At 44.3% G+C, this 25,489-nt stretch carries 27 protein-coding genes; 6 read left to right on the forward strand and 21 right to left on the reverse strand.

Features of this window, described 5'->3' with window-relative positions:
• Nucleotides 1–53 precede the first annotated feature (53 nt).
• Both ACOQOE_RS16765 and ACOQOE_RS16770 read right to left on the reverse strand, forming a co-directional pair.
• The gene (locus tag ACOQOE_RS16765) at nt 54–686 is read right to left on the reverse strand and encodes a hypothetical protein (RefSeq protein WP_420554515.1); all 633 of its coding nucleotides are present in this window, start codon (nt 684–686) and stop codon (nt 54–56) included.
• A gap of 408 nt (nt 687–1,094) precedes the next feature.
• The gene (locus ACOQOE_RS16770) at nt 1,095–1,562 is read right to left on the reverse strand and encodes an FxLYD domain-containing protein (RefSeq protein WP_420554516.1); all 468 of its coding nucleotides are present in this window, start codon (nt 1,560–1,562) and stop codon (nt 1,095–1,097) included.
• A gap of 119 nt (nt 1,563–1,681) precedes the next feature.
• Between ACOQOE_RS16770 and ACOQOE_RS16775 the strand changes: the two genes are divergently transcribed.
• Nucleotides 1,682–2,836 carry an IS110 family transposase gene (locus tag ACOQOE_RS16775; RefSeq protein WP_420554517.1) on the forward strand — a complete coding sequence of 385 codons (1,155 nt, stop codon included), beginning with the start codon at nt 1,682–1,684 and terminating at the stop codon, nt 2,834–2,836.
• A gap of 404 nt (nt 2,837–3,240) precedes the next feature.
• Here ACOQOE_RS16775 and ACOQOE_RS16780 read toward each other — a convergent pair whose 3' ends face one another.
• A complete protein-coding gene (locus tag ACOQOE_RS16780; protein WP_420554518.1) occupies nt 3,241–3,675 on the reverse strand; it encodes a hypothetical protein in 435 nt (144 codons plus the stop codon).
• A 226-nt stretch (nt 3,676–3,901) separates the two neighbouring features.
• On the opposite strand from ACOQOE_RS16780, the gene ACOQOE_RS16785 reads away from it, so the two are divergent.
• On the forward strand, nt 3,902–5,056 hold the full coding sequence (locus ACOQOE_RS16785; RefSeq protein WP_420554519.1) for an IS110 family transposase: 1,155 nt from the start codon (nt 3,902–3,904) through the stop codon (nt 5,054–5,056).
• 365 nt (nt 5,057–5,421) lie between these two features.
• On the opposite strand, the gene ACOQOE_RS16790 is transcribed toward ACOQOE_RS16785, so the two are convergent.
• Nucleotides 5,422–6,048 carry a LysE family translocator gene (locus ACOQOE_RS16790; protein ID WP_067862470.1) on the reverse strand — a complete coding sequence of 209 codons (627 nt, stop codon included), beginning with the start codon at nt 6,046–6,048 and terminating at the stop codon, nt 5,422–5,424.
• Between the two features lie 513 nt (nt 6,049–6,561).
• On the opposite strand from ACOQOE_RS16790, the gene ACOQOE_RS16795 reads away from it, so the two are divergent.
• Nucleotides 6,562–7,557, forward strand: coding sequence for an IS110 family transposase (locus ACOQOE_RS16795; RefSeq protein WP_067870027.1), 996 nt, complete (start codon nt 6,562–6,564; stop codon nt 7,555–7,557).
• A gap of 189 nt (nt 7,558–7,746) precedes the next feature.
• On the opposite strand, the gene ACOQOE_RS16800 is transcribed toward ACOQOE_RS16795, so the two are convergent.
• The 13 genes from ACOQOE_RS16800 to ffh all read right to left on the reverse strand — a co-directional run bounded on the left by ACOQOE_RS16800 (nt 7,747) and on the right by ffh (nt 20,639).
• Complete coding sequence (locus ACOQOE_RS16800) at nt 7,747–7,929, reverse strand: hypothetical protein (protein ID WP_067862474.1); 183 nt, start codon at nt 7,927–7,929, stop codon at nt 7,747–7,749.
• A 19-nt stretch (nt 7,930–7,948) separates the two neighbouring features.
• Nucleotides 7,949–9,688: a single-stranded-DNA-specific exonuclease RecJ gene (gene recJ / locus ACOQOE_RS16805; RefSeq protein WP_420554520.1), complete on the reverse strand. Its 1,740-nt coding sequence runs from the start codon at nt 9,686–9,688 to the stop codon at nt 7,949–7,951.
• Nucleotides 9,688–10,659 carry a YdcF family protein gene (locus tag ACOQOE_RS16810; protein WP_420554521.1) on the reverse strand — a complete coding sequence of 324 codons (972 nt, stop codon included), beginning with the start codon at nt 10,657–10,659 and terminating at the stop codon, nt 9,688–9,690. Before ACOQOE_RS16810 ends, recJ begins: the two co-directional genes overlap by 1 nt.
• 100 nt (nt 10,660–10,759) lie before the next feature.
• Nucleotides 10,760–12,154, reverse strand: coding sequence for a threonine synthase (gene thrC / locus ACOQOE_RS16815; RefSeq protein WP_420554522.1), 1,395 nt, complete (start codon nt 12,152–12,154; stop codon nt 10,760–10,762).
• Nucleotides 12,155–12,165: 11 nt separating this feature from the next.
• Nucleotides 12,166–13,467: a homoserine dehydrogenase gene (locus tag ACOQOE_RS16820; RefSeq protein ID WP_067863276.1), complete on the reverse strand. Its 1,302-nt coding sequence runs from the start codon at nt 13,465–13,467 to the stop codon at nt 12,166–12,168.
• Between the two features lie 272 nt (nt 13,468–13,739).
• Nucleotides 13,740–14,480, reverse strand: a complete 741-nt coding sequence (locus ACOQOE_RS16825; RefSeq protein ID WP_420554523.1) for a DsbC family protein — start codon at nt 14,478–14,480, stop codon at nt 13,740–13,742.
• Nucleotides 14,481–14,554: 74 nt separating this feature from the next.
• Nucleotides 14,555–15,400 (reverse strand): site-specific tyrosine recombinase XerD, encoded by an 846-nt coding sequence (xerD, locus tag ACOQOE_RS16830; protein ID WP_420555494.1) that lies wholly within the window; start codon nt 15,398–15,400, stop codon nt 14,555–14,557.
• Between the two features lie 128 nt (nt 15,401–15,528).
• Nucleotides 15,529–16,962 carry a hypothetical protein gene (locus ACOQOE_RS16835; RefSeq protein ID WP_420554524.1) on the reverse strand — a complete coding sequence of 478 codons (1,434 nt, stop codon included), beginning with the start codon at nt 16,960–16,962 and terminating at the stop codon, nt 15,529–15,531.
• Nucleotides 16,963–17,144: 182 nt separating this feature from the next.
• Nucleotides 17,145–17,501, reverse strand: coding sequence for a 50S ribosomal protein L19 (gene rplS, locus ACOQOE_RS16840; protein ID WP_067862484.1), 357 nt, complete (start codon nt 17,499–17,501; stop codon nt 17,145–17,147).
• A 17-nt stretch (nt 17,502–17,518) separates the two neighbouring features.
• The gene (gene trmD / locus ACOQOE_RS16845) at nt 17,519–18,268 is read right to left on the reverse strand and encodes a tRNA (guanosine(37)-N1)-methyltransferase TrmD (RefSeq protein ID WP_067862486.1); all 750 of its coding nucleotides are present in this window, start codon (nt 18,266–18,268) and stop codon (nt 17,519–17,521) included.
• 3 nt (nt 18,269–18,271) lie between these two features.
• Nucleotides 18,272–18,805: a ribosome maturation factor RimM gene (gene rimM, locus ACOQOE_RS16850; RefSeq protein ID WP_067862488.1), complete on the reverse strand. Its 534-nt coding sequence runs from the start codon at nt 18,803–18,805 to the stop codon at nt 18,272–18,274.
• Between the two features lie 27 nt (nt 18,806–18,832).
• On the reverse strand, nt 18,833–19,081 hold the full coding sequence (rpsP, locus tag ACOQOE_RS16855) for a 30S ribosomal protein S16 (RefSeq protein WP_067862491.1): 249 nt from the start codon (nt 19,079–19,081) through the stop codon (nt 18,833–18,835).
• Nucleotides 19,082–19,235: 154 nt separating this feature from the next.
• Complete coding sequence (gene ffh, locus ACOQOE_RS16860) at nt 19,236–20,639, reverse strand: signal recognition particle protein (protein ID WP_067862493.1); 1,404 nt, start codon at nt 20,637–20,639, stop codon at nt 19,236–19,238.
• A gap of 238 nt (nt 20,640–20,877) precedes the next feature.
• Between ffh and ACOQOE_RS16865 the strand changes: the two genes are divergently transcribed.
• Nucleotides 20,878–21,663, forward strand: coding sequence for a cytochrome C assembly family protein (locus ACOQOE_RS16865; protein ID WP_067862495.1), 786 nt, complete (start codon nt 20,878–20,880; stop codon nt 21,661–21,663).
• 124 nt (nt 21,664–21,787) lie between these two features.
• On the forward strand, nt 21,788–23,059 hold the full coding sequence (locus ACOQOE_RS16870) for an HlyC/CorC family transporter (RefSeq protein ID WP_420554525.1): 1,272 nt from the start codon (nt 21,788–21,790) through the stop codon (nt 23,057–23,059).
• A gap of 58 nt (nt 23,060–23,117) precedes the next feature.
• Here ACOQOE_RS16870 and ACOQOE_RS16875 read toward each other — a convergent pair whose 3' ends face one another.
• Genes ACOQOE_RS16875 through ACOQOE_RS16890 form a run of 4 tightly spaced genes read right to left on the reverse strand, consistent with a single transcriptional unit; the run spans nt 23,118 to nt 24,778 of the window.
• Entirely contained in the window at nt 23,118–23,423 is a 306-nt protein-coding gene (locus ACOQOE_RS16875) for an MTH1187 family thiamine-binding protein (protein WP_420554526.1), read from the reverse strand.
• A gap of 18 nt (nt 23,424–23,441) precedes the next feature.
• Nucleotides 23,442–23,633 carry a DUF1289 domain-containing protein gene (locus tag ACOQOE_RS16880; RefSeq protein ID WP_067862501.1) on the reverse strand — a complete coding sequence of 64 codons (192 nt, stop codon included), beginning with the start codon at nt 23,631–23,633 and terminating at the stop codon, nt 23,442–23,444.
• A 3-nt stretch (nt 23,634–23,636) separates the two neighbouring features.
• Nucleotides 23,637–24,161 (reverse strand): gamma carbonic anhydrase family protein, encoded by a 525-nt coding sequence (locus ACOQOE_RS16885; protein ID WP_420554527.1) that lies wholly within the window; start codon nt 24,159–24,161, stop codon nt 23,637–23,639.
• 11 nt (nt 24,162–24,172) lie between these two features.
• The gene (locus tag ACOQOE_RS16890) at nt 24,173–24,778 is read right to left on the reverse strand and encodes a CoA pyrophosphatase (RefSeq protein WP_420554528.1); all 606 of its coding nucleotides are present in this window, start codon (nt 24,776–24,778) and stop codon (nt 24,173–24,175) included.
• 146 nt (nt 24,779–24,924) lie between these two features.
• On the opposite strand from ACOQOE_RS16890, the gene ACOQOE_RS16895 reads away from it, so the two are divergent.
• Nucleotides 24,925–25,464 carry an NUDIX hydrolase gene (locus ACOQOE_RS16895; RefSeq protein WP_420554529.1) on the forward strand — a complete coding sequence of 180 codons (540 nt, stop codon included), beginning with the start codon at nt 24,925–24,927 and terminating at the stop codon, nt 25,462–25,464.
• The last annotated feature ends 25 nt before the right edge of the window (nt 25,465–25,489 follow it).

Consider the following 25,489-nt stretch of genomic DNA (forward strand, 5'->3'; position numbering starts at 1 on the left):
ACGTTGAAAACTTAATTTAACTCTGACCCCAATTATTCGAAAAATACGCAAGCTTAATTCGAGCCGATAATCTCAACCCGCTCAGCTTGGCAATGAAGCTGCTGCCCGGCTCTGGCTGGATCGTATGTGATGCCAATCAAGCGCACTTGATCTTTACGTTTAAGCTGTTTAAAAAATGCGGTTTGATCAAGCCGCCGCTGCTTTTGCTGCTCTATCGTATCCGTTGAATCATGGGCAAACGCCATGACCATCGCTGTACCTCGGCAAATCTGTTGCCAGTCGGTACGGGCATCAGCCCGCACTCGCATCTCTCCTCTGAGTATTCCCGTCCATAGGCCTTCAACATCCGGCATAGTTGTGCGAGCAGGTTCCACTTTTGCTGGGGCATTTTGTGTTCGATTAACGGGCGGTAGCGTTTTCGTCAAACCTTTCTGCGCCCTCGCATAATCCCTATGGCATCTTTTCACCCCAATATCACTCAACAATTCAGGATATTGAGTTAACGTATCACCATAGCGTGCGCAACTCGACAAACACAGATGGGCGAGCTTCTGGCCTTCGGCCGTTTGAGCCATTGCCCGACATGTCTCTCCTTTCGCACGTATATCATCAATGACAGCATTCGACGCCATCACCGTGGTATGAGTGAAACATAAAAAGGCAACAAACGTGAAAGCAGTTTTCATCTTATTTCCTCGTTTAATTATCAAGAGCCTAAGCAGAACAAACTGACTATTCGCGTTTACTCTAGCCTACCCACTCGGACTACTGCAATGCATCATTGCGGTTGGGGGGAGGGGGGCCGCAAACTACTATAAAAGCGCTAAATGTTCGCATATTTATTATTAACTACCCGCATTTTTCATACTGATTGCAAGGGTCGCTTCCCTCGCACGCAAGATACCCACCCTACCAGCTCCACCTTTGGGCAGCACTATTCATCACAATCCCAACTAACAGAGTCTTTAGAAACTCTGCCAAATAATACGGTATTGCTCATTTAACGCAAAGCTTAGCGGCGAGCGAGAGCGAATCCACAGCCCACCGCGAAGCGGTGAATTTAGGGCTGTATTGCTACAGCGTTTTGTTACTTACTAGTGCACATCACCCACAAAGGTTTTATGGGAAGAAATAGCGTCTCCAATTTCTCTCGCACTAGGATGACCGCTTAAATTACAGCGGATTTTAATATTTCGGGATGTACCTGGTGCGAGTTGATTTTCGCTACTTTCACACTGATAAATAAAGTCACCGGCTTCGTTGAAGAGATCAGTCTTCACAAATACCCAAGTAGCATTTTTTTCAGAGTTATTGGTCAATGTAGCCATGAATTCAGGACCAAAACTACTGAAAGTCATACCCTTATCCTCGATTGAAAATTCAGAAGCCCAGTTTTTCTTTTGTGGCATTACAACTACATCTTCCTGGCTGGGCTCGGCGATTTCTGCCGTTTCTAGATTTCGTTCTAAAACTCGATTTGCGATAAACAGTACTAAGACTACAGCTAATGAAAACCCGATTCCGAAAACGAATCCCATCACGCCCTTTTTCAAATATTCCACATAGTATCCTTATGTAAGTAGACATAATGACTCCCACGAGGTGCTGACCTCCATTTTCGTGGGTTAGCTGAAAGCCAGAGCCATACTGTATCTGTTAACAATACCAGTTGGAGGTCAGCATGATTAACAGTAGCATAATTTTTATTGGCTTAGACACTCACAAAGAGTTTACTGAGGTCGCCTATGTCGAAGATGATCGAAACGCCAAAATCGTCCACCTAGGCCGCGTGCCTAGTACTAAACTCTCCATCAAAAAACTCGTACGACAATTTCAATCTAAATACCCTAACGCCACACTACATTTTGTTTATGAGGCTGGACCCTGTGGTTATTGGATCTATCGACTGCTCACCAGTATCGGGCATCCATGTTACGTCGTCGCACCCTCTCTCATTCCTAAAAAACCTGGTGAACAGATCAAAACAGACAAACGTGATGCGATGAAATTAGCCAACCTATTACGCACCGGTGATCTTGACCCTATCTATGTACCCGAACCTGAGGATGAAGCAATGCGCGATCTGTCTCGTGCAAGGGAGATCGCTATGAAGGACCTTAAAGACAGTAAGTATCAACTCAAAGCCCTTTTACTTCGTAACAATATAAAACCTACAGTAAAAGATAATTGGTCTCAAAAGCACTTGCGCTGGCTAACGGAACTGGTGTTGCCCTATCCCAGCCAACAGATCGTTTTACAAGAATATATTCAAACCATTTCAGAACGTGTTAAACGGCTAGCTCGCTTGGATAATGAACTCATTCATCATGTTAAAAACTGGCGCTATTATCCCGTGGTGAAAGCCATTCAAGTGATGCGTGGCGTACGCTTATTAGTCGCCGTTGGGGTGATTGCTGAATTAGGCGATTTAACCCGCTTTGATCATCCCCGTAAACTCATGAGCTACTTAGGACTTGTCCCTCGGGAGCATTCAAGTGGTGGTCACCGACGACAAGGGAGTATTACTAAATGCGGTAATGGCCGAGCAAGGCGCTTACTTATCGAAGGGGCACATAGTTATCGCTACAGTGCGAACATCTCGACAGATTTGCAAAAACGACAAGAATCACTCAGTAAAGAGATCATCGATATCGGATGGCTCGCTCAATTGCGTTTATGCCGTCGCTATCAACGGTTAATGAAGCGAGGGAAACACTATAACGTGGTTGTGACAGCCATCGCCCGAGAGATGATCGCTTACATCTGGGCTATCGCCAGGGAAGTTGTGTTGTCTCCTGTGGATCCAACAAAACGTTTATCGAGAGTTCCCGCGTAATGACAGGTTTAGAGTTAGTGCATTGGATCAGGCCACGGCAGTGGCATAATCTCCGACGGCGTTAGGCAGGCAACTGTGTAAACAGTTGATCCACGAGCATAGACTGAAGATCGGTGCCACGACGGAATAAGTAAGGTAGGCGCTGCTCATTTAAGAATGAGTAATCCACGGATACCAGCATGAAAACCGACGAAATTACCGGCCTCATTCGATGCATTAACTCTATTTAGTTAAACAAAAGGGCTTTAAACGAAAAAGCAGGTACAACTGTGTTTAAACTTGACAGTGGGAGTCATACCAACACTGAGCTCACCGGCCCATTTTGCGGAGAGCGTTTGTGTATAATGGAGCAAAGCGACATACACAAACGAGCGTAGCAAAATGGGTCCGTGTGTAGCGTTTTGTTATGTGATTTGCGAGCAGCTTGGCCATAAAAAACCAGTAATTACGAATATTGATATAGCCGAGAATATTGTTGGAAAAGCCAAATCAAACAACAACCTTGTAGCATTAGCCAAATTTACATAGCGAGAATGATAATTAGCTTCAATGCTTTTTCTTTGCCTTTGTATGTCTAGCAACTCAGAAGAGACCGTACCCACTTCTGGGTGGTCTAAATAGTGCTCAAAGTTTTCACTTTGGCACTCATCTTCGGTCAGACCAATCACACTTCCAGTGACATTCGCCCCTTTCTTGACTATAAAATAAGGCAAGTAGTATTTTACTAAATCAAGTGCACCTAAAACCAGAGAGGTGATAAGAAAATAACCGGTAATAGCTAATAGAAACCAGCCAAAAACCTCCGGCTTTCCAGACAAGTCTAAGCCAATTAGAGACACCTTTTGAGGTAGCGCCTCAGTTATCCCTATAAACAAACAAACCCCAGACAACACAAGAAGTTTGTTTTTACTTTTTAGATATAAATCACTGAAGCTTAAAATTTCTTCATCTCCTTGATTTCACATAGACATAATGACTCCCACGAGGTGCTGACCTCCATTTTCGTGGGTTAGCTGAAAGCTAGAGCCATACTGTATCTGTTAACAATACCAGTTGGAGGTCAGCATGATTAACAGTAGCATAATTTTTATTGGCTTAGACACTCACAAAGAGTTTACTGAGGTCGCCTATGTCGAAGATGATCGAAACGCCAAAATCGTCCACCTAGGCCGCGTGCCGAGTACTAAACTCTCCATCAAAAAACTCGTACGACAGTTTCAATCTAAATACCCTAACGCCACACTACATTTTGTTTATGAGGCTGGACCCTGTGGTTATTGGATCTATCGACTGCTCACCAGTATCGGGCATCCATGTTACGTCGTCGCACCCTCTCTCATTCCTAAAAAACCTGGTGAACAGGTCAAAACAGACAAACGGGATGCGATGAAATTAGCCAACCTATTACGCACCGGTGATCTTGACCCTATCTATGTACCCGAACCTGAGGATGAAGCAATGCGCGATCTGTCTCGTGCAAGGGAGATCGCTATGAAGGATCTTAAAGACAGTAAGTATCAACTCAAAGCCCTTTTACTTCGTAACAATATAAAACCTACGGTAAAAGATAATTGGTCTCAAAAGCACTTGCGCTGGCTAACGGAACTGGTGTTGCCCTATCCCAGCCAACAGATCGTTTTACAAGAATATATTCAAACCATTTCAGAACGTGTTAAACGGCTAGCTCGCTTGGATAATGAACTCATTCATCATGTTAAAAACTGGCGCTATTATCCCGTGGTGAAAGCCATTCAAGTGATGCGTGGCGTACGCTTATTAGTCGCCGTTGGGGTGATTGCTGAATTAGGCGATTTAACCCGCTTTGATCATCCCCGTAAACTCATGAGCTACTTAGGACTTGTCCCTCGGGAGCATTCAAGTGGTGGTCACCGACGACAAGGGAGTATTACTAAATGCGGTAATGGACGAGCAAGGCGCTTACTTATCGAAGGGGCACATAGTTATCGCTACAGTGCGAACATCTCGACAGATTTGCAAAAACGACAAGAATCACTCAGTAAAGAGATCATTGATATCAGATGGCTCGCTCAATTGCGTTTATGCCGTCGCTATCAACGCTTAATGAAGCGAGGGAAACACTATAACGTGGTTGTGACAGCCATCGCCCGAGAGATGATCGCTTACATCTGGGCTATCGCCAGGGAAGTTGTGTTGTCTCCTGTGGATCCAACAAAACGTTTATCGAGAGCTCCCGCGTAATGACAGGTTTAGAGTTAGTGCATTGGATCAGGCCACGGCAGTGGCATAATCTCCGACGGCGTTAGGCAGGCAACTGTGTAAACAGTTGATCCACGAGCATAGACTGAAGATCGGTGCCACGACGGAATAAGTAAGGTAGGCGCTGCTCATTTAAGAATGAGTAATCCACGGATACCAGCATGAAAACCGACGAAATTACCGGCCTCATTCGATGCATTAACTCTATTTAGTTAGACAAAAAGGCTTTGAACGAAAAAGCAGGTACAACTGTGTTTAAACTTGACAGTGGGAGTCATACCAACGCCTAGCTCACAGGAAAAATGCGAGCGCAGCGAGTATTTTGTCCGGTGGAGCTATTTGTTAGGCTATTTTCCATATTCCAATGAAGCCATTTTGATGCCAGTTGATATCAGCGTGATACCTGCTGCCTTATTGATAAGTGTTGTGACCCACGATTGAAGTTGTTGCTTTGCTATGCGATCGCCTAACCGACTGAATACGCTGTACACAACAATATCAGCTAATAAGCAAGAGGCGCCCATAAGTAGCATTTGAAACAGCACAGGCTTCGACGGATCAATGAACTGTGGAAGTAGCGCTGTAAAATACATAAGCGCTTTCGGGTTAGCTAGCTGGACTACTAATCCTTGTGAGAAGAGTTTTTTTCGAGTGCTTTCTTTTCTTTCTGCCGAAAGCTTAATTACTCCCGATTTGCTGAATAGGGCCGAGATACCAAGATAGAGCAAGTAGGCCACACCGAACCATTTAATCACTGAGAACATTAGGTTGGAAGCAAGTATTAGCGAGGCGATACCTGTAGCCGACAAAGCGAAAAATAAGACATCGGCGCATGCCACACCAAGCACACCAAAAAATGCTCGCTTAGAGTTATGCGAAGCCCCCTGGGCTGCGACTGTGATTGCAGCCGGACCGGGCACTAAAATTAGCATCACCGTAGTGACAAGAAATATTAAGTAAATGCTTATATCCACTTTTGTTCTCTTTTTAGCCTAACATTTGTATATACGGGGGTCCGTGTATCTACCTGCACCGCTATTGATTAAAAATAGATGTAATTATTTGAAAAGGAAGGAGAAACTAAAGAATTAAATCGAACTCTTCCGTGACAAAACGAGCATGCGCATTAACAATTGATATACGGGGGTCTGTATATCTACCCATGCCAGACATCCATCTGTCTGATTTATAACTATTTTTAACTTAAGCAGAGTGGTAATACAAGTATCTTCGCTCACAGGGTGAGCTCCTTGTATGTTTAACCTCAACGATTATTTATCATTGGTAATCGTTTCTGGGGAAGCCGCCCGCTCCTTGAAGCAGGTTAATTCTGACTTTGTATGTAGAGGGGCTCCCCACCTCTTTACTAGTTCGAAGAGTATCATGAAGCTAGTACTAGACTTCGCATCACAAGGTTGAGCCAGTATAAAGTGCGAGGTTGGGGAACCAGAAGCCATTCTAGCAATTCAACGTTATGGAGTCAGCTTGTGAGTACGTTTTCCGGTATTGATATCAGTGCAAGATCATTCGATCTAGTCATTAAAAGTGGAAACTCTATTGGTAAAGCACAAGCTTTCAAGCAACACCCTGATGACTTCGAGCGCGCTGCTAAAATTTTAAAGAAAAACAAGGTAATACTTGTTGTGATGGAAGCAACAGGAATCTATCACTTAGATTTAGCTGTCCATCTTGTAAGTGCAGGTATCACTGTTGCTGTGATTAATCCGCTGAGTAGCAAGCGCTTTGCTGAGTTGAAATTATCACAAACCAAAACCGACGCAGCTGATGCGGCCTTGTTAGCAGAATATGCGGCGGTTATGAAACCAGAACCTTGGGCCCCACCAAAATCAGAGTATATGGCGCTCAAAGATATTGGACGCCAGATTAACCGTATAACAAAAGATAAGGTAAAAGCGAAGAATCGACTGCATGCGCTTCAGTCCAAAAACAGTCCCGCTATTCTGATTGAAGACTTGGAAGAGAGTGTTTCTTTTTATGAGAGCCGCATTGACCGCCTATCTATAGCGGCGCTCAACATCATTCAAAAAGATGAGAAATTGGCTCTTGTCTTTGAATGCATGATTGCGGCCAAAGGGGTCGGTCAAAGCAGCGCTATCGCCATTCTTGCAGAATTTGTTGTACTGCCAAAAAACATGAAAGCTAAGCAGGTTACCCGTTACTGCGGCCTGGATATAAGAACTCATCAATCGGGAACCAGTGTTCGAGGTGCTGCACGAATAAGTAAAGCAGGGAACGCATACTTAAGATCGGCACTCTATATGCCAGCACTGTCAGCGTCTCGTTACGATGATAATGTTCATGAATTTAGAGAGCAGCTAATTTCTCGGGGAAAAACAAAGATGCAGGCAATTGTAGCTATCATGCGTAAGTACGTAACGGGATTATGGACTGTTTACCGTCAATGCGAAGCTTTTGATTCTGATAAATTATTCAATTTCAGTGAAAAAAAGCTTGAGCATTAACAGAGTATCTACATTAGACATTTAAAGGGCTCTGCCCCTTTTAATTTTCGTCAGCCTTTCGCTTTGATTCTCGTCGGGCAAAGGGTGAGCGCCTACACAGGCCGATGGGCGTCGACAATAATCAGATACAGGGGCGATAACGCGCACCCATTTGACCTGAGCGATCAGGTCAAATGGGTAGTATTGTGCTTATAGCTTACAGGCGCCGCCTAAGCAGTCGTCAAAGTCCATACTTTCTAGCTCTTGGCGGGTTTCTTGTGCGGCTTTTAAGCGTTGTAACATCTCACCTTCTGCGCCTTGATCAGTACTGATCCCCGCTTTTTCAAATACGCTTAAAAGTAGGTTTAGCTCTTCTAAGTTAAATTCATTCATAATTAGTATTCCACTCTTTTTACTGATCGGGGATTAATAAGTGATCGACTAGCATCTGTACGCTTTTGCGGCCACGGAATTCGTTTACATCTAAACGATAGATAACCCGTACATGGGTTTTCGATTCATCCGGCCATTGGTCCATATCGGCATTAAACTGTATCGCATCTACCGCTAATCCTGAAGCGGGTTCCATCAATACCATTTTCAGATGGCGATGGCCGACAATTCGTTGCTGTAGAAGTGAAAACTCACCCTCAAACAATGGCTCTGGAAATTGATGACCCCAAGGGCCTGCATCACGGAGCATTTCAGCTAACTCAATGGTCATATCATTGGCACTTAATGCACCATCGGTAATCACTTGTTGTTGTAGATCCGCATCTGATAACTGCCGTCTCACTTCGCTATCAAAGGCTTGCTGAAATAAGTCTAGATCTTTATCACTGATCGTTAATCCTGCTGCCATGGCATGACCGCCAAATTTACGCAGAAGTGCGGGGTGTTTTGCTGCGATCGCATCTAAGCCATCTCGAATATGAAAACCGGGAATTGAACGGGCCGAGCCTTTAAGTTCTCCCTCATCACCTTGAGCAAACGCGATAACAGGCCGATGGGTTTTCTCTTTGATTCTGGAGGCTAAAATACCGATCACACCTTGATGCCATTCTGGCTCATAGAGCGATAATCCGTAAGGTAAGGCTTCATCATCTAGCTGAAGGTGCGCCAACAGATCTAAGGCTTGTTGTTGCATCTCCTGCTCTATGCCTTTGCGCTCTTGGTTAAGGTCATTTAGCGTAGCAGCCAGCTCTTTTGCTTGCTGTTCAGATTCAGTCAATAGACATTCAATCCCGATCGACATATCCTCTAAACGCCCCGCAGCGTTTAGACGTGGCGCTAAAGCATAGCCTAAGTCAGAGGACGCTATTTTATGCTGTTGGCGACCTGATAGTTCAATTAAGGCTTTGATACCGGGTCGGCAGCGACCCGCTTTAATGCGTTGTAAGCCTTGATAGACCAGCACACGATTATTCTGTTCTAAAGGAACCACATCAGCCACAGTGCCTAAGGCAACAAGATCAAGAAGGCTGCCTAGGTTAGGCAGTGCTAACCCCTGCTCCTCAAACCAGTTAAGCGCTTGCAGTTTACGCCTTAGTGCGATCATCACGTAGAAGATAACACCAACGCCGCAGGTGGATTTAGCATTAAAATGGCAGTCCGGTTGGTTAGGGTTAACAATTGCGCAGGCATCCGGTAATTCGCAACCCGAAAGATGGTGGTCGGTAACAATGACATCTAAATTAGCGATATTAGCGGCGGCAACCCCTTCAATACTGGAGATACCATTATCAACAGTAATCAATAAATTAGGGGCTTGCTTTAACGCCTCCATCACAATCTCGGGACTTAGGCCGTAACCATATTCAAAACGATTAGGAACAAGGTAACAAACCTCCTCCGCTCCCATCATGCGTAAAGCCAGTACCGCCACCGCTGTACTGGTTGCGCCATCACAATCAAAGTCGCCAATAATCATGATTTTTTCACGCTTTTTAAGCGCAACCACTAAGCGCTCTATAGCAGCATCCATACCGGCTAAACCACTATCGGGCAGCAACTCTTTTAAGTTGCGTCCTAAACCGTCTACATCATGAATACCGCGAGAAGCATAAATCCGTGCTAAAACAGGGTTTGTTTGACTAAATATGGGCAAGCTAGGATCAGCGTTCTTACGCTGGGTAATCACCAGTTCTTTCATTAAGTTTCTGTTATTCCATTGAGTAAAGGCGTTACTTGTTGAGGCTCCGCACTATTGGCGTCAAGTTTTGGATTTTCAGCGTTTTGTGTTTCTAAGTGACGAGTTTCGAGCATTTGCTGTTCTGTGTTTTGCAATTTACTTTGCACAGACCGATGAGCGAATGGTTTCGGCAGCAAAACCGCTGTTTTATCAGTTAAGTAATAAGCCGCAAGCCCAATCCACTCTCGGACAGCCACATTAAGTTCTGACATATTAGCGTTCAGACCGAGCTGAATTTGATTATTAAACTGTCGGTAATCAACAGGGTAAGGAATAACATCGATGCCCGCTTGACGATAAACACCCACGGAGCGTGGCATATGAAATGCAGAGGTCACAAGCAACCATTTACCGCTGGCTAGGTCGTTCTCTTGATCATTTTGTTTAAGTTCATCAATAATTTCACGGCTATACATTGCATTTTGGAAGGTATTTCGTGAATCCCTTTCGACAATAAGCCTGGCACCTAACCCTTGTTCTGTCAGCCACTGCTTAGCCACATCACCACCGCGGTATTGAGGTTTGAGTAATGAACCAGACCCACCCGTAAAAATAACTTTAGCCTGTGGATAACGCAGCATTAAAGCAGGTAACACCATCAACCTTTCCGCCGCGCTGTTGAACTGAGGCATGTCATGCACTGCTGAAAGCTCTGCTTCCTCACCTCCTCCTAAAACGATAATACCTGCTATCGGTGTTTCTATTTGAGTTAAATCAGGCTGAGGAAATCGCTGCTCTAAAGGTTCGAGAAGATAGTTAGCCGCTGGGAATACACTTAAACAGAGAAGAGCTAACACCGAGCCCCAGACCATCACTACACTGGATGCTCTACGCCAACGCAGTAAACCGATCAGTAACACTAACAACAAAAAATGATCGGGCTGAACAATCAGCCAAAAAATTTTAGATAGGTAAAAAAACAGATCGGTCATCGAAGCGATTCCTTTCTTAACATAAAATAATCAATCGTCAGATACAAAAAACCCGACGTTAAGTACATCGGGTTTTGAGAGTATCACATTAAAAAAATAATTATTCTGTGTGAGCATGGCCCGCAATAAACTGCTGAACGGTCTTTAGATCATTATCTAATACGTCTAGCTTTTCTTCGCGCTCAAATAGGTCCGTCATATACGCCGGTAGCTGAGGCGACTCCAAACCCGCTTTAACAACAGGCTCAGGGAATTTAACCGGATGCGCAGTCGCTAAAGTGATCATCGGTACAGACTTATCACGGTTGCATTCACGCGCGGCTTTAACACCAATCGCGGTATGCGGATCAAGTAGGTATTCTGTCTCAGCATAAACCTGTTTAATTGTTTCACAAGTCGCGTCATCATCAACGGCACAGCTATCAAATAGCTCACGTACTTTATCCCAACGGTCAGAATCGAGTTCAACCGATTCTTTCGAGAAACGCGCCATTAGATCATCAATGGCTGCGCCATCTTTGCCGTATACATCAAACAACATACGTTCAAAGTTTGATGACACCATAATATCCATAGACGGTGATAAGGTATGAACCAACTCTCCTTTGGACATATCGTTACCGGAGATAACACGGTGCAAAATATCGTTACGGTTAGTAGCAACAACCAACTGCTTGATCGGCAAACCCATCTGCTTAGCTAGATAACCGGCAAAAATATCACCGAAGTTACCTGTAGGCACAGAGAAGCTCACTTCACGTTCTGGACCACCCACCGCAAGAGAGGCAGAGAAGTAATAAACGATCTGGGACATAATACGCGCCCAGTTGATCGAGTTTACTGCACCTAGCTTCATTCCTTTAAGGAAGTCTTGATTAGCAAAGCTATCTTTAACCATCTGCTGACAATCGTCGAAGTTACCTTCTAAGGCAATATTAAACACATTGTCTTTAATAACGGTTGTCATCTGACGACGCTGCACTTCTGATACGCGGTTATGCGGATGCAGAATAAAAATATCCAGATGTTTACTATGGCAGCAGCCTTCAATCGCCGCTGAACCTGTATCGCCTGAAGTTGCACCCATGATCACTAAATGTTCACCACGCTTTTCAAGTGCGTAATCCATCAAGCGACCGAGCAACTGAAGTGCGAAGTCTTTAAATGCCAAGGTTGGGCCATGAAAAAGTTCTAGGATCCACTCATTAGTACCTAGCTCTTTCATCGGTGCGACAGCAATATGATTGAAACCCGCATAAGTCTCATCAATCATCTGCTTGAGATCTGCATCGGCTACGCAGTCATCAACAAATGGCTTTATCACTTTATAAGCCAATTCGTTATATGGTAGACCGACCCAAGAGGCGATCTCCTCTTTGCTGAAAGTAGGCAATGTTTCTGGCACATATAGGCCGCCATCACTTGCTAAACCAGCTAGAAGAACCTCTTCAAAATTCATTGCCGGAGCTTTTCCCCGGGTAGAGATATATTTCACGGGATTACTCCTTAACGGCCAAAATTTTCAACGCGAATACGAGTAACACTACCGTTAATCTCATCTAGCGCTTCGATTTTTGCAATTGCATCGTTCATCTTCTGCTCAACCACAGTTTGGGTCAAAATAATAACCGGCACCTGATCTTCGCTTGTTGCTTTCTGAATAATGGCTTCAATATTGATGCCTTCTTCACCCAGAATACTGGTAATCATTGCCAGCACACCCGGTTTCTCTTGGGCATTCATGCGTAGATAGTAGGCAGTTTCTGTCTGATCCATTGGCAGAATCGGTGCATCTGATAACTCTGATGGCTGGAAGGCCAAATGAGGTACACGGTTATCACGATCAGCGGTCAAGGTACGAACAACATCGACTATATCAGCTACAACAGCAGAAGCAGTCGGTTCAGAGCCAGCACCCGGCCCGTAATACATAGTTTGGCCAACCGCATCGCCATCAACCAAAATTGCGTTCATCACACCGTTTACATTGGCGATAAGCGCAGACTCAGGAATCAGCGTTGGATGCACTCGCAGCTCCACACCGTTATCCGTGTGGCGGCTAACACCTAAATGTTTAATGCGGTAGCCAAGCTCTTCAGCATACTGCACATCATCGCGAGTGATTTTGCTGATGCCTTCAGTAAAAGCTTTGTCGAACTGCAAAGGGATACCAAACGCGATAGAGGCTAAAATCGTTAACTTATGAGCCGCATCAGTACCTTCAACATCAAAGGTTGGATCAGCTTCTGCATAACCCAGTGCTTGAGCTTCAGCGAGCACATCGTCAAAATCGCGCCCTTTATCGCGCATTTCGGTCATAATGAAGTTGCCTGTACCATTAATAATACCGGCTAACCAATTAATCTTATTCGCAGACAAACCTTCACGGATCGCTTTGATGATCGGGATACCACCGGCAACCGATGCTTCAAATGCAACCATGACATTCTTTTTCTGCGCAGCTTCGAAAATCTCATTACCATGAACAGCGATTAAGGCTTTGTTCGCAGTTACAACATGCTTACCATGCTCTATAGCTGTCAGCACAAGTTCTTTTGCTACGTCATAACCACCGATCAACTCAACAACTACATCAATTTCTGGGTTTTTAGCCACCGCAAAAACATCATCTGTAAGCTGTATACCTTTGGTATCACAGTCCGGATTAGTGTGACGAGCACCAATTTCTTCCACTATGATTTTACGTCCTGCCCGACGAGCAATCTCTTCGGCATTTCGCTTCAGCACATTGTATGTGCCACCACCGACTGTACCTAATCCACAGATACCTACTTTGACCGGTTTCAAACTTGCACCTCGCATGCTGTTGAACAACTATTTCTCACAGTATATATACCTATTGAGTCATAACTGTGATTTAGAAATCTAACGGAAACAGATAAACCAACGTAGCCAATAAACATTGAAACATGGCAAATTGATCCACTGATATAAGTTCCGTAAAAATGAGCCGAGTATTATAGCCAAAACAATGCAATAGCTCTATCTCTGCAATCATTCTGTAGCAACAAATAAATAAGGGAGCCGAGGCTCCCTTATTATTAAGAATATAAACGAACTTATTGCAGTTTTAACGCTTTCGCTAATTGCGCCGCAGGAACATAACCTGGCAGTAAACTACCATCAGATAGAACAATGGCAGGCGTACCAGTAACACCGATTCTTTGACCTATATGAAACTGTTCCATTACAGGGCTATCACAAGTTTTAGATGCTAGGTCTCCGCTACCTTTAGCTGCATCCATCGCTTTCCGCCGGCCGTCTGCACTTTCAGCACACCAAATTGATACCATGCTTCTATAGGTCGCAGTGCCTGCTCCTTGTCGAGGAAAAGCCAGATAATTAACTTGGACACCCATAGCTGTCAATTTAGGCACTTCGGCATGCAGTTTACGGCAGTAAGGGCAATCCACATCGGTAAACACGTTGATTGTCGCTTTTAATTCGCCTTCCGCTGGGTAGACAACCATCTGTTCAGGATCAATTTTGGCAAGGGACTCTTTTCTGATGACGCTCTGCTTCTGTTCTGTCACGTCAATAAAACCTTCAGGCTCACTAAACTGAAACAATTTACCTAATAAGAAATATTGACCCTGCTCATCGGAATAGAGGATCTCACCAGTGCTCAATACCACCTCATACATTCCATCCACTGGTGCTTTGACCACGGTCTCAACTTGGAGACTCGCATTAACCTTTTGCAGGTTCTGCGTAATCATCTCCTCAGGACTTGCTGCTTGGGCATTAATACTCAAACTGCTCATTAACAGCATGGCCGATATTAATATTTTTTTCATCATTTTCCTCTAACTATTCCAACTGCCTAATTGCGTATTATACCTAGGACTCTATTTTCCTAGTGAAGTTCCTGTAATTAACCCCGCGGATGATGGATTTGATGCAAGGACTGTAATCTTTGCTGGGCCACATGAGTATAAATTTGCGTAGTCGATAGATCACTATGCCCCAATAGCATCTGCACCACTCGAAGATCAGCCCCATGATTCAGTAGATGTGTCGCAAATGCATGTCTAATTACATGGGGTGATAACGGCTTATCAACACCCGCAACCAAGGCATGATGTTTTATACGATGCCAAAAGGTTTGCCGTGTCATCTGCTGCCCTCGCCGGCTAGGAAACAGCACATCACTCACATTCTCACCCAATAGAATAGGCCGAACCTGCACTAAATAACGCTGCACCCAACTAATCGCTTCTTCACCTAACGGAACCAAGCGCTCTTTGCCGCCCTTACCCATTACGCGAATCACACCTTGATTCAAATTCACTTCAAATAACTGCAAACTTACTAATTCAGTAACACGTAACCCTGTAGCATAAAGGACTTCTAACATAGTACGATCACGAAAGTGGATAGGATCGTTTAGTTCCGGCGCATCTAAGAGGCGCTCAACATCATCTTCCGTCAATGTTTTAGGTAGGCTTCGTCCCTTTTTCGGGCTATCTATTAAAAGCACCGGATCTTCACTAATTAGTTCTTCACGTAACAGATAACGATAAAACCCTCTCAAGCATGAGAGCATTCTCGCCGTAGAGCTGGCACGTAAGCGCTCCTTAACTCGCCAGCCTAAATACTGCTGCAACTCAGACCGCACACAGGAGATAAGGTGTCCCCCGCGCTGATTTAACCACAAACCAAACTGATTCAGATCCCGACGGTAGGAGGAAAGCGTGTTTTCACTCAAGCCTTTTTCCATCCAAATAGCATCTAAATATGTATCAATGAGCTGGCTATCTTTGTCACTTAGAACAACAGCAGCTTTAATGGAAGACGACACAATCACTCCATCCGACACAAGACAGATACACAGGACAGCAAGAGGAATTAATAATAAAGGCGCGCACTTTGAATTTTATCTCGAGAGATCGGATAAGTCGCAGTTCCGCGACCATCCACTAAACGATGCTCAACGGTAATTACATCGGGATTCACATCAATCAAACGGCCTTCAACTTTACGTCCAAAATAGGTGTACAAAATCACCGGCTCACCTAAGTGGGGCTCTAAATTCGACAGCTCAACGGGCTTAAAGGTTTTTTCATTTTTCTGCTGCTTCAATCGTTTTAGAGCATGCTGATTACGGCGCTCATAAACAGGAGAAGGCATAGCTATACTCATATCAAAATGTTCAGCATCTTCTTCAGGAAGAACGCTTGGTACCTGCTCTATCTCCGACACCTCTTCGGCGCCCATATTCAACTCATGCAGTAAGCGCTCTCCTTCAGGGTCAGGCTCACTCCAAGCAACCCCTTCCCAAGAGACCGCCTTACCATTAAATTCCATATATGGATTTAAAGCATCTAATAGATCAGTTGGCTGCTGAATTAGCGCCATTGACTGCATACCAAACCCTTGCGGAATATCAACACGTAGATAAAAAGAACCACCGGGGTTATTTAAACCATCAATCGCATCAAACAAATGTTTAGGGACTGTCCAACCTTCATAATCTAAACGTTTACTTAACATCTCAGCATAACGCTGACGATAATCTTGTACTGGTTCTTTATTTAAAGCCGCACAAAATTTGTTTTTACGAACATTATATCCACGGTCATAAAAACGAGTTTTAATCCTTTTCAACTGCGGCTGAGCAAAAGCGATTGTCTGCATATTTAACGTGTCACTAGTGACACCAACATTCAAAGAGATGCTCGCATCAGCCATTTGCGCAGTTTTGCTTTGCAAATCAAAGTTAAGCTGCTTGTCTACTTTATCAAAAGCATATTGGATAGATAGATCACTGCGAATGCGGCTATAGCCCATTTTACGAATATCGGCGATCGAAAAGAAATGACGGTCACCGCAGGCTAAAGTATCGTAACTTGGGCCCACATGGTGCTGTGCATCAGCGGCCATCCGTCCCCAGTCCTGCATGTAACCACTTTGGAGATTAAGATCAATTCCAGAAATATCAATATTAAACGATTCTGGCAGTTCACCTTTTGACAGCTGCTCATCCAAACTAAGAATAAATCCCCATGAAGGTGCTTTTAAGGTCGTAGCATCAATCCCTATTTCGCCTTTCATACCCGCGGGGATAAAACTCATACCACGCAGACCAACCTCAGATTGAAAAAGATCTATATAAATATCTTGGTATTTCATATCAGCATAAGGTGATATATCGCGCGCAAAGTCATCTGCGAACTCAGAGACTTTCCACCAAACAAATCCATAAGCTCCGGCAAACAGTAAGACGGGAACAAGGATAACCAGACATAATGAAACAGTGTGCTTGATGGTTTTGTTTTTCATAGGCTGACCTAAGATTAACTCCCTGTACCCAAAACTTGCAAAACTAGCCGCTTTTCAACCCTAATATTATGGGCGTGGATATTCAACTCTGTCCAAACTTTATAACAGATATCGAGATCAGGTAAACGGCAAACACAAAAAAAGCGACCGAAGTCGCTTTTTTGCTAAAGAAGGAAAGGCGATTAACCCAACTTTTCTTTAATACGTGCAGATCTACCACTACGCTCACGCAAGTAGTAAAGCTTAGCCTGACGTACCGCACCACGACGCTTAACTTCAATGCTATCAACTGCAGCACTGAAAGTTTGAAAAGTACGCTCAACACCCACACCGTGAGAAATTTTACGTACAGTGAAAGCAGAGTTCAGACCGCGGTTACGCTTACCAAGAACTACACCTTCAAACGCCTGCAGACGAGTACGCTCGCCTTCTACAACTCTAACCTGAACTACAACAGTATCACCTGGTGCAAATTCTGGTACTTCTTTATTCATTTGTTCAGCTTCAAGCTGCTGAATAATTAGGTTTTTGCCGCTCATCGCTTGCTCCTAAACATTCAACCTTCGGACCCTTGGGTCTCCCGGATAAAATCGGTTAACAATGACTTTTGCTCAGCGTTTAACTCAAGAGATTCGAGCAGGTCAGGTCGGCGTTGCCAAGTCCTTCCCAGCTGTTGTTTCAGACGCCAGCGTCTGATCTCTTTATGGTTGCCGCTCAGCAACACTTCAGGTACCTGCATATCATCATACTGTTCCGGCCTAGTGTAGTGCGGGCAGTCTAGCAATCCATCACAAAACGAATCCTCAGTAGCTGAATCTTGATGTCCTAAAACACCAGGAACCAAACGAGAAACTGCGTCAATCATAGTCATTGCGGGTAATTCCCCGCCACTAAGCACAAAATCGCCTAGCGACCACTCTTCATCAATCTCTGCATCTATTAGGCGCTCATCAATACCTTCATAGCGCCCTGCTACCAGAATCAGCTTCTTACGAGAAGCTAGCTCCTGCATACCCTGATGATCCATACGTCGTCCCTGTGGGGATAGGTAAATAACTTTTACCTCATCGCCCGCAGCGTCTTTTGCCGCATGAATAGCATCCCTAAGCGGTTGAACTTTCATCAACATGCCTGGGCCGCCACCATAAGGGCGGTCATCTACAGTTTTATGCTTATCATGCGTGAAATCCCGAGGGTTCCAGCACTGCATCTGTATCAAACCGTTTTTTACTCCTCGTCCCGTAACGCCGTAGCAACTAATTGCATCAAACATTTCAGGAAAAAGAGTTACCACACCAAACCACATGGTTCAGAATTCCGGGTCCCAATCGACCCGCATGGTACCTGTTTCAAGGTCAATATTTTTTATCACCTGGTCAGGAAGATAGGGCAACAGTCGCTCTTTTTGATCGAGACTGTCTGCCGTTCCCTTCACAACTAACACATCATTTGAGCCAGTTTCTAACAGGTGGCTTACCTTGCCCAATAATTGATCGGACTCGGTATAAACTAATAGGTCTTGCAACTGACTCCAGTAGTACTCACCAGCGTCCAATTTTGGAAGTTGCTTTGCATCAACCGAGATTTCAAGCCCGCAATATTTACGCGCTACGTCTCGATCATCTACTCCAACCAGTTTTGCAACTAGCCCTTTACCATGGCGCTTACCGGTTTCCACCTCGAGAGGCTTCAATACACCGTTAATGTTTACCAACCACGGCTTGTAGGAAAAAATGTTTTCTATTGGATCAGTGTTAGAGTAAATTTTTACCCAACCCTTAATCCCATAGACAGCAGAAATCGTTCCGACAATGATATGTTCATTACTTGGATCACTGCTCATCTTTAACCCTGACCAAAAACCTAAAAATTACTTAGCTGCTTTAGCTTCTTTAACTAGCTTAGCAACGCGCTCAGATAGCTGTGCGCCTTTACTCTGCCAGTATTCAACACGATCAAGATCGATACGAAGACCTTCCTCTTGACCACGTGCTGTTGGGTTAAAAAAGCCCACACGCTCAATAAAGCGACCGTCACGCGCATTACGCGAGTCTGCTACTGAGATGTGATAGAACGGACGCTTCTTAGCGCCACCACGAGACAAACGAATAGTTACCATGCGTTAGATCCCTTTATTGAGTGGGTTTTAATATCGCCCACAGTTAGAAAAACAGCCTGTTTTTGAGGCAGACTGAACCATTAAAAATTAGGGCGGGAATTCTACTAGAATTACCCGCCCTAATAAAGTCTTTTCGCCGATTAATTAAAAAGGCTTACATCCCAGGGAAACCGCCAGGGCCGCCCATACCACCAGGACCACCACCCATGCCCGGCGGTAACATACCTTTCATGCCGCGCATCATTTTGGTCATACCGCCTTTGCCGCTGAATTTTTTCATCATTTTCGACATTTGCTTATGCTGTTTAAGCAGGCGATTAATATCCTGAATCTGGGTTCCAGAGCCTTTAGCTATACGTTTTTTACGCGAACCAGAAATAATATCCGGCTTACGACGTTCTAATGCGGTCATTGAATTAATGATCGCTTCCATTTGATGCATACCTTTTTCAGCATTTGCAGCACTGGCGGCTTGAGTCAGTTGCCCCATACCAGGAAGCTTATCAAGCATTCCGGCCATACCACCCATGTTTTTCATCTGGGAGATCTGCTCACGGAAATCCTCTAAATCAAAACCTTTACCTTTCTTGATTTTCTTGGCAAATTTTTCCGCTTTGACTTTATCAATCTTCTGCTCAGCTTCCTCAATTAAGGAAAGCACGTCGCCCATACCTAAGATACGGGAAGCAACACGATCAGGATGGAAAGGCTCTAAGGCATCAACTTTTTCACCAACACCTAAGAACTTAATAGGTTTACCGGTAATCTGACGTACAGATAAAGCGGCACCACCACGGGCATCACCATCGGTTTTGGTAAGGATAACACCAGTTAAAGGCAATACTTCGTTAAAAGCTTTTGCGGTATTGGCCGCATCTTGACCTGTCATCGAATCGACAACGAATAGGGTTTCTACCGGATTAACCGCTTCATGCAGACGTTTAATCTCACCCATCATATCTTCATCAACATGCAAACGACCCGCCGTATCAACCAAGACAACATCATGGTGTTGAATACGTGCATGGGCGATTGCTGCATTTGCTATATCAACAGGATCTTGGTCCGCCGATGATGGGAAGAAATCAACCTCCACCTCGGTCGCTAGCGTTTCAAGCTGCTTGATAGCCGCCGGACGATATACGTCGGCCGAAACAACTAAGACCTTTTTCTTTTCACGTTCACGCAGATGACGACCCAGTTTTGCCACCGAGGTCGTTTTACCCGCCCCCTGAAGACCCGCCATCATAACAACAGCTGGAGGTACGACCGCTAGGTTCAGCTTTTCATTCGCCTCCCCCATGACCTTGACCATCTCTTCATTGACGATCTTTACAAATACCTGACCTGGGGTCAGGCTTTTAGTAACTTCAGTCCCAACAGCACGCTCTTTAACGCTATTAACGAACTCTTTAACGACAGGGAGTGCAACATCCGCTTCGAGCAGCGCCATACGCACTTCACGCAGAGTGCTTTTAATATTATCTTCCGTCAGTTTCGCCTGACCGGTCACTGAGCGTAACGTGTGCGTAAGTCGTTCTGTTAAATTCTCAAACATGTCCTGCCTCGACTTTCCCCCTGCGAAAGCGCTTCATAAATAAGCATATTATTAAGGGAAAAAGATAAACTAAGTTAATTATCGGCACATTATACCGTACAAGAGGCATCCTGAGCAGCCCCTTTAAATTACTCTTTGTATCTCTATTGCTATTCTTTAATCCGGCGCTTATATGTGACAAACTAGCGCTTCATGCCATAACACTGTTCTACTTGAACGCTGGACAGAAGAGACTTAGATGCTAGCTATATCCACACTTGTTGCCGTAATGCTTTATAGCGCTGCTGGAATCCTACAGTGGCAAGTTATGCGCGGTAGCCGCCAACAACCACGCTATTTCAACCAACTACTGGGTGTGTTGGGCTTATGCTCCCATACTTTGGCGCTTTACATCGTACTCCACCAGCCCGATGGAATTAACTTAAGCTTCTTTAGTGTTAGCTCACTTATCTCTTGGCTCGTCGCTAGCATCGTTCTTCTTAGTAGCTTGCGCCAAAATATAGATAATCTTTTTATTGGTGTTTTTCCTATGGCCGCCATCGCTTCATTAGCCACACTGGCTACTGGAGTATCTGATGGAAAAATCTATAGTGGCGGCGTAATCGCCCATATTTTGCTATCGATTTTGGCGTACAGTATTTTTACGGTGGCAACACTGCAAGCTATATTGCTCTCCTTCCAAATAACAGCACTGAAACAGCACCATACTCGCGGACTTGTGTCATCCCTGCCGCCACTCCAAACGATGGAATGCTTACTATTTGAGATGGTCTGGACCGGCTTAGTCTTATTGACCGCGGCAATGGTCACTGGCTTTATCGTGTTTGAAGATCTATTTGCACAACACTTAGTTCACAAAACTGCATTTTCGATCTGTGCTTGGTTTTTGTATGCAACCTTATTATTTGGTCGCATTAGCTTTGGCTGGCGTAGCAACACAGCAGTACGCTGGACTATTGCTAGCTTTATCACCCTTGCGCTTGGCTTTTTTGGTAGCAAAATGGTAATTGAATTACTCATCTAATCCCGCTTCTATCAGATAAATACCTCTATTCGTCTAAATAGACAAAATGTAGGGGTAATAGCCCTTGACAGGTAAAGGGCCACATTTGAAAATGACGCTCCATTCATAAGATAGGCATACCGTCTTGGAAGACGCATCGATAGGATTTCTCCTTGGAATACTCTGTTTCTTAATTTTATGCTCTGCATTTTTCTCCAGTTCAGAAACCGGAATGATGTCGCTCAACCGATACAGGCTGAAACATCTGGTCAAGAAAAAGCACCGTGGAGCACGTAAAGCCAGCAAATTACTTGAACGCCCCGATCGTTTGATTGGCGTTATTCTGATTGGTAACAACTTCGTTAATATCTTAGCCTCAGCAATAGCTACTGTTATATGCGTTAGATTATGGGGCGATACAGGAATTATGATCGCCACTTTCGGGCTAACATTAATCATTCTTATTTTTGCGGAAGTTTCACCAAAGACAATGGCTGCGCTCTATCCAGAAAGAATCGCTTTCCCTGCGTCTTATCTTCTTGCACCGCTATTAAAAATATCCTACCCACTGGTATGGGTGATAAACGGTATTACAAACACTTTTCTGCGCTTATTTGGGGTCAATGTAACTGGTGACAATAATCACCACCTAAGCACTGAAGAGCTTAGAACATTAGTTAATGAGGCCGGCGCCCTACTTCCACAAAACAACCAAAGCATGTTGTTAGGGGTATTAGAGCTGTCTGAAGTAACAGTAAATGACATTATGATCCCTCGCAACGAAGTAATGGGGATCGACCTAGATGATGATATTGATACGATTATTAACCGTTTGGGCAATACCGAGCATACTCGCCTACCTGTATACCAAGGTGAGCTTAACAAGGTGGTGGGTATTCTCCATATGCGTAACCTTGCGCAGGTATTCCATGAAGGAAAAGTAACAAAAGCAGCGATTCTTCAGGTTATACGAGAACCTTACTTTGTACCTGAAAGCACGCCGCTAGAAACCCAGTTGGTCCACTTTCAATCACAAAACCGTCGTATCGGCTTAGTGGTCGATGAATATGGCGATATCCAAGGCATCGTGACCTTAGAAGATATATTAGAAGAGATTGTCGGAGAGCTATCGTCTAGCCCTAGAGAGGCCGATCAAGATATATTTCCACAAGAAGATGGCAGCTATTATATTGAAGGCAGTGCCTATATTCGCGATGTTAACAAAGCGCTGGATTGGAACTTACCTACCGATGGCCCAAAAACAATGAATGGCTTGATTACGGAAACCCTGGAATCCATTCCTGAAGCTAACGTCTGCTTGCAACTAATGCACTATCATATCGAGACGCTTCAAATCAGCGACAATGTAATCAAGACCGCTCGAATAATCGCCTTTGAAAAAGAGCAAGAAGACTAGCTCCTCTTTAATATAAGGGTTGAGCTTCGAGAGAAGCTGGTGCTCAATCCGACCTATATTATTCTCGCTCCAACCGATCCCTTACGCTTTGAACTTTATCATTCATTGTTTGCTCACGGTCGGTTCGCGTACCTAAACGCATAGAGGTTGTTATCCGTGGCGCGCCCATCTCATGTATTATTTCATGACAGCGTTTGACTGCTACCATCACTTCATCCCAATCCCCTTCCACATTAGTGCCATAGGCATGCATCTCATGCTCCAACTGAGCATCATTTAGAACACGCTGACAGGCTGCGACATATTTTGAGACTGATACACCTACCCCTAAAGGCACAATGCAAATATCGATCATCACATTCATAACCAACAGACCCTAAAATTATTCTGAAAAATCGCCCGACTCTCGCTGTTTGATCTTTTTCCAAACATCGATCTTCTCTTCATTGGTGTAAACACCCCACTCAGCTATCTCGATACCACTACGCTGACAAGCAATACAAAGGTCATTTTCATCGAGTGCACATACGCCAACACAAGGGTTTGGGATAGGTTTGTTTATCTGTTCTGTCATTACTTAGCCTTGCCGCTCTAAACTACGATTGTAACGGCGCATATTATCAACATAATGCTCAGCATTCTTTGTTAACTCAGCTACCTGCTCTACCGATAAGCTACGCTTTATTTTTGCAGGTGATCCCACTACTAACGAATAGTCCGGAATTTGCATACCTTCAGTGACTAAAGCGTTTGCACCAATCAAACAACCTTTGCCTATTTTAGCCCCGTTCAAAACAACAGCATTAATACCGATCAAGGAACCATCTCCTACCTCACAACCATGTAACATGGCCTGATGCCCCACTGTCACATTTGAACCTATACGCAAGGTAAACCCTGGATCAGTATGTAAAACTGCACCATCCTGGATATTTGAACCCGCTCCAATAAGGATAGGATCATTATCACCGCGAATAACAACATTGAACCAAATACTACTGCAGTCATGTAGCTCAACATTACCGATAACCGTCGCGTTTTCTGCCACAAAATGCTCTTTACCTATTAATCTGACACTTTGCTCTTCAAGGGAATACAACATTACGGCTCCTCCTAGTCACGTAAAAAATGTCTAACTGCATATTCAGGCCTCGGTTTCATTGGAATATCAGCACCGCACCCTTCATTTAAAAGCTCAACCAACATATAAGCCGTTAAGCCCCAAATAATATGCCCTTGATACTCCCATGCGGGAACATAAAGTGATTTCCCCTTAAAGCGTATCTCATCTGTTGAGTAACGCTGATCCGCTAAGAAAAAACTTAGCGGGACACTAAATATCTCATCAAGTTCACCTAAGTTCGGTACCAGCTCAACCGTTTTAGGCACAACGCCCACCCAAGGCGTAACCTGCAAACCGTGCTTAGAAAGCACTTGCCCTAAAGGACCGATAACATCAACCAACGAAGGCTGCAAACCCACCTCTTCATGAGCTTCACGCAACGCGGTAAACAATAGATCTGTATCGGTCTCATCATATTTACCGCCAGGAAATGCTATCTCCCCACTATGGGTTGAGAGTGTGGCGGCTCGTTTAGTTAGAATAACTTCTGGATCATCATCATCCGTTAATGCAATAAGCACACTGGCTTGCGGTCGGTTTGATGAAAACCGAGCGGGAGTTAATCCAGTTAAACGTTTTCGTATAGTCGTTATCATATAAATATCATTATTATTCACTCTGCTTTAATCATACCCTTAAGCACAGCGACAAATTAAGTAAGATTTTATAGACTCTCTATCTCTTTGCGATATTTATAATCTATAGACTCGCAAACCACTAGCAGCACGCTTAAGGATGTAGGATGAAATTTTGTTCCAATTGCGCAAACCCTCTTCGCTTAGGCATCCCCGACGAAGACAATTTACCGCGTCATATTTGTGATAACTGCGAGACAATTTATTACCAGAATCCCAAAGTTATCACCGGCTGTTTACCGGTTTATCGAGATAAGGTCTTACTCTGTAAACGCGCAATTGAACCCAGAAAAGGCTACTGGACACTGCCCGCAGGATTTATGGAAAACAATGAATCCACTATGGAAGGAGCATTACGAGAAACTTATGAAGAAGCTAATGCTCATGTCGAAATCAGCCATCTCTATACCTTAACCTCTATTGTTCACGTTAATCAGGTGCAACTTATCTATCTCGCCCATTTAGACAAGCCAGAATATGCACCGAGCAATGAATCCCTTGAGGTTGAACTGTTTAGCGAAAAGGAGATTCCTTGGGATGACCTTGCCTTTTCCACTATTAAAAACGCCCTCAACTTCTACTTTGAAGACCGACGCACGGGAACATACCCATTGCATGAGATGATCTTGAAGGGGAATAAAGCGTAAATTGAGGGCGTTAAAAGCACTGTAG

It is taken from the genome of Neptuniibacter marinus, from assembly GCF_965223595.1.
Classification (GTDB): domain Bacteria; phylum Pseudomonadota; class Gammaproteobacteria; order Pseudomonadales; family Balneatricaceae; genus Neptuniibacter; species Neptuniibacter marinus.